This window comes from Williamsia herbipolensis (genome assembly GCF_000964005.1).
Taxonomy (GTDB): Bacteria; Actinomycetota; Actinomycetes; order Mycobacteriales; family Mycobacteriaceae; genus Williamsia_A; species Williamsia_A herbipolensis.
The window spans coordinates 80942-93495 of the sequence record NZ_JXYP01000010.1 but is presented as its reverse complement, the minus strand read 5'-3'; the positions used below and the strand labels follow the sequence as shown (position 1 = coordinate 93495).

At 67.7% G+C, this 12554-nt stretch carries 9 protein-coding genes; all 9 read right to left on the bottom strand.

The features are described from left to right. Positions 1 to 29 precede the first annotated feature (29 nt). Complete coding sequence (locus TU34_RS03475) at positions 30 to 5672, bottom strand: helicase-related protein (RefSeq protein ID WP_420835155.1); 5643 nt, start codon at positions 5670 to 5672, stop codon at positions 30 to 32. Between the two features lie 149 nt (positions 5673 to 5821). Beyond that, positions 5822 to 6409 (bottom strand): hypothetical protein, encoded by a 588-nt coding sequence (locus TU34_RS23860; RefSeq protein ID WP_160298502.1) that lies wholly within the window; start codon positions 6407 to 6409, stop codon positions 5822 to 5824. A gap of 279 nt (positions 6410 to 6688) precedes the next feature. Beyond that, complete coding sequence (locus TU34_RS03465; RefSeq protein ID WP_045821452.1) at positions 6689 to 7072, bottom strand: DUF4913 domain-containing protein; 384 nt, start codon at positions 7070 to 7072, stop codon at positions 6689 to 6691. Beyond that, complete coding sequence (locus TU34_RS03460) at positions 7072 to 8913, bottom strand: type IV secretory system conjugative DNA transfer family protein (protein WP_045821451.1); 1842 nt, start codon at positions 8911 to 8913, stop codon at positions 7072 to 7074. Before TU34_RS03460 ends, TU34_RS03465 begins: the two co-directional genes overlap by 1 nt. Positions 8914 to 8954: 41 nt before the next feature. Beyond that, the gene (locus tag TU34_RS03455) at positions 8955 to 9716 is read right to left on the bottom strand and encodes a hypothetical protein (protein WP_045821450.1); all 762 of its coding nucleotides are present in this window, start codon (positions 9714 to 9716) and stop codon (positions 8955 to 8957) included. A 14-nt stretch (positions 9717 to 9730) separates the two neighbouring features. Next, the gene (locus TU34_RS22210; RefSeq protein WP_150116378.1) at positions 9731 to 10318 is read right to left on the bottom strand and encodes a hypothetical protein; all 588 of its coding nucleotides are present in this window, start codon (positions 10316 to 10318) and stop codon (positions 9731 to 9733) included. Beyond that, entirely contained in the window at positions 10315 to 10629 is a 315-nt protein-coding gene (locus TU34_RS03445; RefSeq protein ID WP_150116377.1) for a hypothetical protein, read from the bottom strand. Before TU34_RS03445 ends, TU34_RS22210 begins: the two co-directional genes overlap by 4 nt. Then, positions 10629 to 11288, bottom strand: coding sequence for a hypothetical protein (locus tag TU34_RS03440; protein ID WP_045821448.1), 660 nt, complete (start codon positions 11286 to 11288; stop codon positions 10629 to 10631). The genes TU34_RS03445 and TU34_RS03440 overlap by 1 nt, the downstream gene beginning before the upstream one ends. 33 nt (positions 11289 to 11321) lie before the next feature. Then, the gene (locus TU34_RS03435; RefSeq protein ID WP_045821447.1) at positions 11322 to 12548 is read right to left on the bottom strand and encodes a C40 family peptidase; all 1227 of its coding nucleotides are present in this window, start codon (positions 12546 to 12548) and stop codon (positions 11322 to 11324) included. Positions 12549 to 12554 lie beyond the last annotated feature (6 nt).

The window sequence follows — 12554 nt, the reverse complement described above, 5'->3', positions numbered from 1 at the left end:
CTTAGGTGGTGGTCGCTGTCGCTAATGAATCACCACGGGTCTGGTGCGGCGTCGCGGCCACGCTCTGGCCCGTCGGTTTCGGGGCCGTGGCCCCGCATGGCCGGGAGTGTCTTACGCGACCGCGTGTTGATCGATCGGGTGTCACCGAGTAGCGACCCTAGGCCGGGGGTACCTGGCTCCGGATGGTCGGCCCGATAGATCTCCGCTTCCCTACGGTGTGCCCGCGTCACGGCCATGACGTAATCGGCGGTGGTCTCGACGCCGGCTTCCTCCACCATCGCCGTCGTCGGGTTGAGTTCGAGGCTCCAGCCCGGTCCACGACCGGCGCGACGCATCCGGTCTTGAGCGGCCTGCCGGGCGGCCACGGCCTCCTCGGACTGCTGGGCCTGCTCGATCTCCATGCGCAGTCGTCTTAGCCGCACCTGTTTGGTCTGCAATTCCTCGGCGCGGCCGAACACGGCGTCGATACGGGGTGCGTTGACGTCGACTTCGCGCTGATAGTGGGCGATGTCGGCGAGTAGCTCGGCGCGGGTCTCGGGAAGGCCCGCGTACAGGTTCTCGAGCCTGGTCGCGAGCCCGGACGCCGTCGCGGCCCGCCGCTCCACGCTGGTGAACAGCTGATCAGCGGTCATGGAGAACCCCGGCTTACCTGGGCAGTCGAGCCACACGTGCAGTCGGTCGTGGGCGAACTCCCGTGAGGCGTGCGCAGTGACCCCGGAGAGGAAGGCCGCGATCGGCATCGACTGCTGAAAACCTTTGCCTTTCAACTCGTGGTAGGTCGCGGTCGCCCGAGACAGCAGTGCCTCGGACCGACCGGGCCGCTCGGCACGGAACTGATAGCCGGTGATCACGAACCGCTTCCCGGCGGCCTCCCACGCATCGTGGTTGACCAGCAGCTCATCGAGCTTCTCCACGTCACGTTCGAGTGCCGGTATCGCCTTGTCGGCGGCCGCCACGACGCGGCGGGCGTGGGTGCGGGCATCGGAATGCGCCGCCGACAACGCCGCGAGGTTTTTCACCTCGTCGTCGAGGTTGGCCATCTCGATGAACCGTTCATCGCCGGTCGCAGCGGCTTTCGTGGCCGCGGCCGCCCCCGACAGGGACTCATCAGCGATGTCGTCGACCTCGGCGACGTCGTCGAGCTGGCCGCGTTTGGCCTGTTCGATGAACGCCGCCTTCGACTCCACCTTCGACCACATGACGGTGTCGGTCGTGCCTGCGGTGACGTAGTTGCAGATCTCGATGTGGGAGTTCTGGTTTCCCTGCCGGATGATGCGGCCCTCACGCTGCTCCAGATCAGCTGGTCGCCAGGGAACGTCCATGTGGTGCAACCCGATCAACCGGGCCTGGACGTTCATTCCGGTGCCCATCTTCGAGGTCGACCCGACCAGGACCGCGATCCGACCGGCCCGGCAGTCGGCCTGCAACGCCAACTTTTGCGACGGCGATTTCGCGTCGTGGATGAACGCGATCTTCTCCGCAGGCACCCCGTGCTCTTCGACAAGGAGGTCCTTGAGCCGGGAGTACACCGACGGCCCGTCCGGACGGGGTGTGCCGCGGTCGCAGAACACCAGCTGCAACGCACCCCGGGTCGGTGAGCGTTCGCCTTCCTCGGTGACGTACTCACGCTCGGCCGAGGCGTGGTAGATCCGGGCGACTTCGCCGGCGACTGCATCGGCGCGGGTGTTGCCCGGGTCGGGGTCGAGGTTGGCCAGCACCGGGTCGAGGGCGACGTTGCGTCCGTCGCTGAGGATCTTCAGCACGTTGTCGAGGTCGGCGCGTTTCGGGTCGAGGTGATCGGCCCGGTAGTCGAGGTCGGCGATAAAATCCCGGCGCTCCTGGCCCGGGTTGCTGGTGATGATCTGCCGTCCGTCGAACGCGGGTAGGTTCGCCGGGACCTGTTCACGGACAACGACGTCGGTGTACTGCGCCGCCATCGCGAACATCTCTTTGGGGTTGGAGAACGCCGACACCTTCGACACGACCTTCAACTTGGTGCCGGTGGCGTTGGGGATCGTCTCGGACTTCGTCGCGGTGAACGACGCCGCCCAGTCGGTGATCGACCGCACCCCCGCCGCCTCGAGTACATCGGGCCGCAGGTACTGCTGCATCACCCACGACTCGGCCAACGAGTTCGCGATCGGGGTTCCGGTGGCGAACGTCGCGACGCGCTCCGCGCCTGGCGTCACGATCCGGCCGGACGCGACCGCCTGGTCCTGGCGTCGTTCCCGCAGGTACGCCAACTTCATCGACAGGTCCTCGGCCTTGTTCGACCCGGCCAGCGACAATGAGTCCACCGCGCACTGGCGGCCCTTGTTCTTGTATTCGTGGGCCTCGTCGACGAACAGATAGTCAGCGCCGGTGTCCTCGAACAGCACCCCGAGGTCCTTCTTCGTCTGGTCGGTGGCGGTCTCGAGTCGCGTCTGGAGCTGCTTTTTCGCGCGTTCGATCTTCTTGACTGTCTGTTGGGTCCGCTCAACTGACGTGTCGGCCAACTCGACGTCGATCTCGTCTATTTGGGCGGTGATGTAGTCGACGCGACGCTGCGGATGCACCCGGATCGCCTCGAACACCGACGACGGGATGATTACCATGTCCCAGTCCGACGTCGCGGTCTGTGCGGCGAACAACCGCCGGTCATCGGCGCTCATACCCTTGCGGCCGACAAGCACATTCGCCGCCGGGTACCAGATCTTCACCTCGCGCCCGAACTGCTCAATGAGGTGGGTTGGCACCACAATCCACGGCTGCGACACCAGGCCGCGGCGTTTGAGTTCCATCGCCGAGATGAACATCGTGCCGGTCTTACCGGCACCGACGACGTGATCGAGCAACACCGTCGGCTCGGCGAGAATCCGGGCCGCGGCATCGAGCTGATACGGGTGTGGATCGAACACCGGGGACAGGCCGGGCAGCACCAGCTTCGACCCGTCGTGCTCCGGGCGCACCCACGTGTTGAACCGTCGGTTCCACTCGGCGACGAGCCGGTCCCGGCGGTCATCATCGGACCACAGCCAGGACCGGAACTCGGTCGTGATCTTCTCGGCCTGAACCTGGGCGAGAATCGTGGCCTGCGGATCGACCTCCGGCGCACCCTCATCGCGGGCGGACTGCGGGTTCTTGACCACGATCGACCGCTGGTTCATCAGCGCATCGGTCAGGTCGACGGCATCCATCGCCTTCGCCGACGACTGGTTGTCGGCACCGTATTCGGTGCGCATCACCGTCGTCTGGCGCTGCCACGACGGGACGTCGATCACCCACGTGCCCGCCGCGCGGGACACCGTCGCTTCCTCGGCGCCGAACACCTCGCGGATGAATGCCTCGTAGTCGGACGGTTCGATCCAGTTCGGTCCGAGCTTGACCGCCCCGATCTGCGAGGGCTGCTTGTCGGCCGGGATTACCTCTGCCAGGGCCGCTTCGAGTTCCACCCAATCGGTGTTTCCGGGGTCGGCGCGGACCGCTTCGGCGGCGCGGGCATATTTGGCGCGGACGTTGCCCGACAGCGCTGTCGCCGCGGGCACCAGCTCGTCGGGCATGTCTGGGTCGGCGTAGACCAGACCCCGGATCTGTTCGCGCGCATCATCTCGCTCGACACTGAGCAGCGACGCGACCCGGTCGAGGTCAATCGCCCCGGTCTCACCGAGGCTGATCGCGACCGCCTCGGCCGGGGTGTCGGCTGAGGTGACCGGGATCGGGGCGATGACGACGTCGCGGGAGAACACCGCGTTCTTGCTCACGGCCCCGGTTTCCTCGTCGTAGCGTTCTAACGCCAGAACCCCGGCCATGCCCGGATCGGTGCGCGTTGCCTCGAGGTGGGTTTGCCGCCGGGACGGGGCCGAGACCTGCCAGGCCTGTTCTTCCAGCTCGGCCAGGACGTCAGCGGGCAGCGGACCGGAGTAGACGCCGTCGGCGTCACGGTTGGCGTAGCGCCATTTTGCTTCCAGATCGTCGAGACGGGCCTGGGCCTGTTCGGGGGTACGTTCACGCCCACCGACCAGCTTGGAGCGGTTCACCGGACCGTAGGTGTTCAAGTACGCGTCGTAGGTGGAGTTCAACTCCGCGCGCAACGCATCCCGCTCAGCGCGGGTGCCCTCGCCGGTGCGCTGGGCGGCGATGACCGCGCCGAACAGATCCCGCAGCCGCAGCAGGTGCCGCGTCTCGGTGGCGCGGCTGGCCGGAACCTTGATCGGCTCGTCGCCGTCGAGACCACGCCGGATGAACCCGCCGCTCGCCTCGTCGTAGCTGACGTGCCCGATCGGGATCTCCGCGGCATACAGCGCAGCGGGATCAATCGCCCCGGCAGTGAACTCGACCCCGGGCCCGGCGTCGGTGACCGCGAGGCCGTGGCCCCGCTCGATCGCAATGTCGACGATGCCCGTCAACGCCGCGTCCACGACGCCGGCGACATCGACGCCCGAGTCGGCGGCCACGACGAGCATCCCGTCGCGGTACAACCCGCGATCCAGACGCATCTGCCCGACGACGTGGTCGGGGTTGTTCGAGAAGTACCGGTTCACCGCCATCTCTCCCACCCCGCCCTCACGGTCGGGCAACTCGACGACGTCGGTGTGCAGCCAGTCGGCATCGGTCGGGACCGCGGTGTTCTCGTCGCGGCGACGGAACACGAGGACGTCGGTGACGACCTGGGTGCCGGCGACCCGCTCGAACGCGGTCGAGGGCAACCGCACGGCCCCGACGAGGTCGGCGCGGGCGTGCATGTCGCGGCGCGCCTTGTCTGAGACGGCGTCGAGGGTGCCCGCGGTGGTGATGGCCATGACGTAGCCACCCGGTGCGGTCAGATCGAGCGACTTGATCAGGAAGTGGTTATGGATGCGGTGCCGCGACGGGTTGTGGATCGGGTCGTGCACGGTGAACCCGCCGAACGGGACGTTGCCGATCGTCGCGGTGAAGCTGCCGTCGGGGACGCGGGTCGACTCGAACCCTTCGGGCCGGATCTGGGCGTCGGGATAGAGCAGGTGCGCGATCTGCACGGTCGTGGGATCGAGTTCGACCCCCACCATCTGCGCGGACTCCGGGGCCAGACCGATGAACGTCCCCGATCCGCAGCCCGGTTCGAGAACCATGCCACCGTCGAACCCGGCTCGCTGCAACGCTTTCCACATGGCTCGCCCGATCGCCGGGTCGGTGTAGTGGGCGTTGAGCGTTGAGGCACGGGCTTGGCGCCACTGCTCGGTGTCGAGCAGTTCGCGCAGCCGGTCACGGTCAGCGGCCCAGTCGGGTTTCGACTCGTCGAAGATGTCGGCCGCAGCACCCCACCCTGACCACTGCGCCAACACGTCTTGTTCGACCGGTGTGGCGGGACGATTGTCGGCGGTGCACTCAGCGATGACCTCGAGTGCGGCGATGTTCGCTCGGGCGCGCGCTTTCGCCCCGGACGGCACTAGGACCTCGCCGGGATGAGTGAACTGGGTCGCTGCCGCCGCGGCGACAGTGGACGGCTCGTCGTCGACGGCGAGGTCGGCGCCGGCCATCGGGCAGTCCGGGGAATGCGGCTCGGAGACGTGTGCGCCGCAGATGCCGCACCCATCGCCCACCGCGGGGGAATCATCGGGCTCCAGGCCGTCGACGACGTGGTCTGCCTTGACGTAGACGATCGACCCGTCGGGGCGACGGGCCGGTGCGACGCGGGTCGTGGTCCACTCAGACAGCGGTAGACCCTGCTCGGTGGACGGAACCTCTGGCAGCTCGGCGTCACGCGAGGGTGGCAGCGGGGTGCCCCCGGGGTCGATGACCGCCGGGTCGGTCGGGATCCGCAGATCCTCGACCGACTCGAACAGCAGCCCTTGGGCGTCGTCGACTACCGCCGGGCGTGGCGTGCGGCGTCGGCGCGAGCCTGCCTGGCCAGCGCCGCGTTCACCAGCTCCGTCAGTTCCGCGGTCAGCGGATGGGCCGGGCCGTCCGGGATCGGCAGACGGTCCTCGGCTCGCGCCTGGAGCAGCTGCTCGCCCCACACCTGGAACTGTGCCGTCTGGCCCGGCCACACCCGTTCGGCGAGAGTCACCATCTCCGGTGTCGCCTCGATCGCCCACTCGGTCAGCCAGCGATCCATCCCCGACATCGAGTCCGGATCCACCGTCGACTCCGGTGTCGGCTCGTCCTCCGGGCTGCGGTAGCCCTCCCACAGCTCGCCGGTCAGCACCGTCTCCTCGGCCGACATCCGCGCCTGGTTGTACAGCCCGGTCAGTGTCATCACGTCCGGGTCGGCTCCCCCGTTCCTCGTCCGCCAGTCCGCGATCACTCCCAGCTCGGTCTGCGACTGCATCTGGGCGATCACCGTCAGCAACCGGTCGGTCTCGCTGGTCACGAACTCCTCGAACTGCGTCCGATCCAGGTCGGTCATCTCCCGGGCGTACCTCTCGGTCACTGCTGCTCTCACGTCGATCATCGTGTTCCTCCTTGGTGGGGATTGTCGCTCGCCGGCCCGAGTCAGTGGGACTCCCGGCCCCGGATTCGTCGAGAAAGTCGAACAGATTTGGTTCTGCGTTGTCATCAGCCTGGACGCCACCGGCCATGTGAAAGGACTCCTGAATGTGTGTCTGCGCAGACCACAGGGTGTGGCCGGGCAGGAAACGGTCGTTATCGTGCTCAGTGGCCCCGGGAGTCCAAGTACGGGGCCACCAGTGCCCTGGCAGGTGGTGACACACCTGTCAGGGCCTGGGTTGGGTTAGGCGGGGTCGAACCAGGTCGGCGGCGGTGGAGTCGTCGCGATCGGTTTGGTCGCCCGATGCTCATCGGGGGTGCACTGGTGTAGCGGACCCGACGTCGCGGTGATCGCCCGCCAGTGCGGATCGGCGTGCTGCACCCACCACGCCGAGACCGCCGCACCATCGCCGGTCAGCCGGGTTGCCTCCCACGCCTGGTGCAGCGCGTCGAGGCGGGCAACGACGGCGTCGTGGCGCCACCACTGCTTGCACCAGCGATGCTCGCGGTCGAACCGGTCGGCCATCACGTGGCGGAACCAGTTCTCCACCCACTCCCCCACATTCGGGAACATCAGCGGCGCCCCGGCGTCCTCGGCGGCGTCGTCGAGCGGTTGTGCGCTACTCATCAGTGCGGTCCTTTCGTCGTAGCGGCGTTACGGGTGGCGATGCAGGCATCGCGGGAGGCGGTGATCAGATCCGCATACGGGCTGTCCCACCAGAACTTCTTGGATGTGAGCACCGACCGGTTACCCGACGTCGCGAGGATCGCTCGCTGCATCGGCATGGCCTTGAGGTCGTCGATCCCGAGAATGGGTTCGTTGGACCACGATTCGCTGGTGCTGGTGTTGCCCCAGCCGCTCCCGGGGTTCGAGCGGCTGCGCCGTCGCACGTCGCGGGTGCCGATCATCCGGCTCAGCCCTTCGAGATAGGTCTGGCTATTCGACGACCCGGCGTAGATGTAGGCGTTCGACGAGTCGAGCAGCATGTCGAGTTTGTCTTTCGACCACACCTTCGACGCCTGCGCCAACGACTGGAGCAGCGTCAAGATGACGATGCCCTGGCCACCGAAATGGGAGTACCAGTCCGGAAGGTCCGGCAGGGCACACACATTGGCGGCCTCGTCGAGGACCGCGACCACCGGGACCGCGATGCGGCCACCGTCACGGCGGGCCTGGATCACCGCCGCCTTGAAGATCGTGTCGGCCAGGGCCGTGGTCAGCGACGTCGCCGCCCCCGCACCCTCCATCGACAACGCGTACATCGTGTCGGTGGAGGTAACGAACTCTGCCGGGTGGAACTGCGGCAGGCTGTGGGTCAGCTCGTTGCCGCTGGTGTCGGTGGGGTCGTCGTCGAAGCGGGCTCGAGTCGGTGGCACGACCGTGCGGGCATACGCCGGCACCGTCATTACGTTGAGGAACCGGCGTGCCATGTCGTAGAGGCCGTCCTGCTGGCGCGGGTTGAGGTTCGCCGCGGTCTCCAACCGTGCCGCGGCACCGGACTGGCCGTTGGCGCGCAACAACGTCCGCGCCACCGGCACCTTCGGATCGGTCAACCAGGCATCGACATGTTTCAGGTCCCCGCCTCCGACCGCGGCCGCGAGAATGTGCAGCGCGAGGAGTTCCTTGGCGCCGCCGTCGAAGTACGCGTCGACCCGGGCATCAGCCGCGGTCGATGATCCGGCGAAGATCGACGCGAGATCGCGGGCGTCGTTGAGTTCAGCGACCGACCACAGCGGGTTCCACCACCACTGCTGGCCTTCCACTCCGGTGATGTTCTGGAGATCCGACACCCAGATCCGGCCACGGGCCCGTGGCGGCCCACCGACACCCTTCTTCACCGCCGACACTCCCCGCACCACGCCGTCCTCGGCAGTGCCGGGGATGTCCTCGGCGGAGCGGACCCAGCGGGTCGCGTCGTAGATGTCGGCCTTGTTCGACGTCGCGAACACCGGTCCCGGCGCCTGGCAGATCATCGGGATGGCGTAGCCGGTGGTCTTCCCCGACCGGGGGCCACCAACGATGAGCCCGACCCACTCCCACGGCATGAACAGCGGCGCCCCACCGATCAGGTTGCCCAACAAAAGCCCGTAGTCGAGTGGATGCCGCACAGCGCGCGATCCGCGCAACCGGTTCGCCGACGGTTTGGCGTCGCGGGCGGTGATCGACGTCAGCTCCCGTGGTTGCGGCATGAACGATGCCGCCTGGTCGAACTCGCGCAAACCCCGCCCTTTCACCCGGGAGCGGGCGATGAGGACAGCGGGGACCGCGACCGCCGCGAGGAGCAGCACCAGGATCACCGTCGATGCGATCGGCCACTGCTGCTTACCGGTGGCGACCTCGATACCGGCCTGGAACGGGTTGGCCGGGGCCGCACCGTCGACACCGGAGACCCACCGGCCTGCCAACCATGCGAGATACGCGATCGCCACCAGCGCGACAACCGCCAGGACCGCGACCGGGCCCAGCATCGAATCGCGTTGGCCTGCATCACGGCGTTGCGTTGACGTGCTCACAACTCTGGACCCTGCGATGTCGAGCTGGCCAGCTCCAGATGCGGCCCCGCAGCCGAGGTGTCGTTACCGGCCCACTGGCCCGGGTCGGTAGCCGCCGCGTTTGGATCCGGACGAGTGTCGGCGAGTAGATCGCCGGTACTCCGTGCTGGTTGATCCTGGTTGAGGACTTCGTCCCATGTCCCCGCGTACTCCAGTGCCGCTGCACCATGCCCGGTGTCGGCGACCCTGTAGGCGTATTTTTCGGGATCGTAAACGTGCGTGTCCGGGTCAAAGGGCTCTCGGCTCGACTGAGCCTTCTCCACGTCTGCGAGGGCACCACTGGTGATGTCAGCGCCGACACCGGCGTCATGGGCACGGTCATCCCATGCCTCCGCCCACATCTCCGCTGTGTCCGCTGCGCCTTCTGCGCGTGACGCGTCGACGTCGGCGGCCCGGTACTCGGCGTGGGTCTCGCCGTGGGTCTCGCGGGCGGCGTCGGCGTCGGCGCGCGCCTGCTCGGCATCAGCGCGGGCAGCGGTGGCCACGGCGTGGGCCGCGGCCCACCGCGCCTGGAGGTCGCCCGTTCCGAGATCGCGATGCACGAGGGGTTTCTGCTCTGCGCGCAGAGCAGCGAGTTCGGCGCGGCGGCGCTGCTCGGCGAGCTGCATCCGGCGTTGGAGGGCCTGTACCAGTTGGGTGGCAATCGACGTCACCGTCGAGATCCCCTTCTGCATCCCGGTGACAAGCTCCCGGTCTTCGTGTTCGTGCGGGTGACTCATGTGGAGCTCCTTGGCTATTGAGTGGTGATGGACGACAGTTGCCACCCGGCCGGACCGCCGGCGGAAGCAACGACCCACACAGTCATCGGGGCGAGTTTTTCTCCGCCCGGGGTGACCGTCTGGGTGATGGTGACCACCCGCGATGCGGTGGTCGCGGAGTCTGGCGGGTGTTCGTCGGACTGCACGTCGGCGGCCGCAGTCACTCGTGCCTTATCGGCTTTCCACTGCGCCCACTGGGCACCAGTGATCGGCGCGAGCAACGACCACGTCCCGTCGACGGAGGTCCGGTACTGCGAGGACAGCAAATCCCCGGCACGAGCGGCTGCCGAATCTGCGGGACTGGTGTCGGTGCCGCGGTAGGAGAACACCGCCTCGAGCGCGGAGACGATCACTTGATCCGGCGAACAGATCCGGCCGTCACCGCACGCCCCGGGCTGGGCCGTCGGTCCGGGTTGCATCGTCAGCGGAGGATCCGACGATGCAGCGGCACTGGGACTGGGCACTGATGGCGCCTGTGTCATGGTCGTGGCGTCGTCACCGCATCCGGCCAGTACCGCGCACACCGCGGCCGCGGCGAGCACTCCCATCACCCGCCTGGTCATGCCGACCTGCGGTGGTCGTGGTCGACCAGGCGGACGTTGACCGCCTCGTTGGCCGCGCGGGCGGTGGTGATTGAGTCGCCGATTACCTCGCTGCGGGCGCGGCGCAGGAGCACTCGCACCCCGGCCGAGACGCATTCCTCCATTGCGGCGTCGATCGCCGGGACGATCTGTGCCGGGGATAGGTCCGCTCCCAGCAATGTCGCCAACACTGTTGCTGCGGCGTCGTGCTCACTGTCGGCTTCGGTGATCGCGACCTGGTGGTAGTCGGAGATCACGGCCCGTAACCGGACCCGGTAGGAGGTGCCGGTCATCACGCGGCCGCCTGTTCTGTGTCGCCGGCCTCGAGGAGGATGTCGAGGCGGATGTCGCGCCACCCGTGCGAGCCGGGTGCCCGGCACAACGCCACCGCCGGGGACTGGTCATCGACGTCGATACTCAGCGCCACCCGATGCCGTGACGCCGTCGCCGCGAGGTCGGCCGGGTCGAGGTCCGGGTGGCAGGTGTGCAGCAGCAGCCGGATCGTGGAGAGTTCGGCGTGCTCGCGGGCCTTGCCGGCGATGAACACCGCTTTGTCGGCCGCAGACAGCTCGGCCGAGAGGTCGTCGAAGGCGTAGATCCGATCATCAGAACGGAACTCGCCGTACCAGGATTGCTCGCCGGTGGCGTCGCAGACGGCGAACGAGGCGACCTCGGCGTCACCGGCGGACCACAGCTCAATCTCCGGGGCGTCGGTGGCGGCCGCGGCCACCTCAGCGGCACGTTCGGCGGTGACGCGCTCACGGATCGCGTTGTAGTCGATGCCGAGCCGTTGGCGCATTACCGTTTTCGCTTTCGGCCACAGCGCCCGACTGTCGAGCTTGTTGTCTTTGGCCCACCCGTAGAGCTCGGTGTGGGTCGTCATGGCCTTCAACTTGTCGGCGGCGGTGTCGACGGCCTTCTCGGCGGTCTCCCACTCGGTCTTGCTACTCATCGGTGTTCTCCTTCATCGGTTGTGCCGGGTTGGTCAGTCGCGGCCGGTGTTGGGGCCGGGTGCGGGTCGTGGGGGTTGGTCGTCGCCGGGGTAGGAGAATCGGCGGACGTATTGCCCTTCGCCGGCCCACCCCGACAGCGGCATGATGGCGATTTTCTGCCCGGACTGGGGAGCGTTGAGCAGCATGTCTTTTCCGTCTTTTTTGCCCCAGTAGATGCCGACGTGATGCGACCCGGATGCGGAGCCGCCGAAGTAGATGAGGTCGCCGGGTTGCTTCTGGTCGTTGGGGATGGGGTGGGCGTGGACGTCGCCCTGCTGCGATCCGGTGAAGTGATCGGTGCGCACGGTGCCGCCGGAGGCTTGGTAGAGCGCGTACATGGTGAGCCCGGAGCAGTCGAACCCGACGCGGGCGTAGTCGCCGAAGCTGTCGGCGGTCCCGCCGTCGTGGATGCCGACGGTGGGTCCGTACCAGTTGCCGCCGCCCCAGGAGTACTGCATCCCGATGTATCGCGATGCCGCAGCGATGATTCGCTGCCCGAACGGACCGGCCAGCGGCGAGTTCGGATCACCCTGCGCCCCTGCGGAGCACGCCGCGCTGCCGTCGGTCGAGGAACTGACGCCACCGCCGGTGGCGGCCGCGAGTTCACCGAGTTTCGGTGTGACCGCGGCGATGACCTTCTCAGCCAGCGTGCGGGTGGTGGCGTAAGCGTCGGGCCCGGAGATCTCGACCTTCTGCGCCAGCGCCGCGGCGTCCAGTGTTGCTTTGCCGGGGACCTTGTCGGCGGTGTCATAGAACCAGTTGATCTGCCAGACCGGGTCCATCAGCTTCTTGAGATCGCCGCCGGCGTGGACCGAGGCGCGGATCTGGTGTGGACCTACGGAGTCGTGATCGGAGCCGTCGCCGTCGTTCGGAAACTTCTCCGAGCCGGGGACGTTCGTCTTGTTCGACAGGTTGCGGTAGGTCGACTCGGTGGCCATGGCCATCGACTGGGCCAGGATCACCGAGTCGGGTTCGTTGCGCTGTTTGCCGATCGCAACACCGTTGGCCGCGAGTGCAGTCTGTTTGGGGTTGAGCCCGGCCACGGTTGCGCCGTTGGCACCCTGAACGCCCATTCCGTAGCCGCTAGTCGCCGCGGCGGTCTGGCAATCGTCGGTCGCACCCGATCCGGTGAGGACCGCCACCAGGAAGATCGAGGCAAGCACGATCGCGGCGACCGCCCCACCGATCGCCTTGCCCGCTCCCCCACCGTCGGAATCCATCAGCGC

Coding starts and splice junctions, on each gene's coding strand:
- TU34_RS22210 (WP_150116378.1), bottom strand. CDS start 10,318: ATGACCAGGCGGGTGATGGGAGTGCTCGCCGCGGCCGCGGTGTGCGCG.
- TU34_RS03440 (WP_045821448.1), bottom strand. CDS start 11,288: ATGAGTAGCAAGACCGAGTGGGAGACCGCCGAGAAGGCCGTCGACACC.
- TU34_RS03435 (WP_045821447.1), bottom strand. CDS start 12,548: ATGGATTCCGACGGTGGGGGAGCGGGCAAGGCGATCGGTGGGGCGGTC.
- TU34_RS23860 (WP_160298502.1), bottom strand. CDS start 6,409: ATGATCGACGTGAGAGCAGCAGTGACCGAGAGGTACGCCCGGGAGATG.
- TU34_RS03445 (WP_150116377.1), bottom strand. CDS start 10,629: ATGACCGGCACCTCCTACCGGGTCCGGTTACGGGCCGTGATCTCCGAC.
- TU34_RS03465 (WP_045821452.1), bottom strand. CDS start 7,072: ATGAGTAGCGCACAACCGCTCGACGACGCCGCCGAGGACGCCGGGGCG.
- TU34_RS03460 (WP_045821451.1), bottom strand. CDS start 8,913: ATGCTGGGCCCGGTCGCGGTCCTGGCGGTTGTCGCGCTGGTGGCGATC.
- TU34_RS03455 (WP_045821450.1), bottom strand. CDS start 9,716: ATGAGTCACCCGCACGAACACGAAGACCGGGAGCTTGTCACCGGGATG.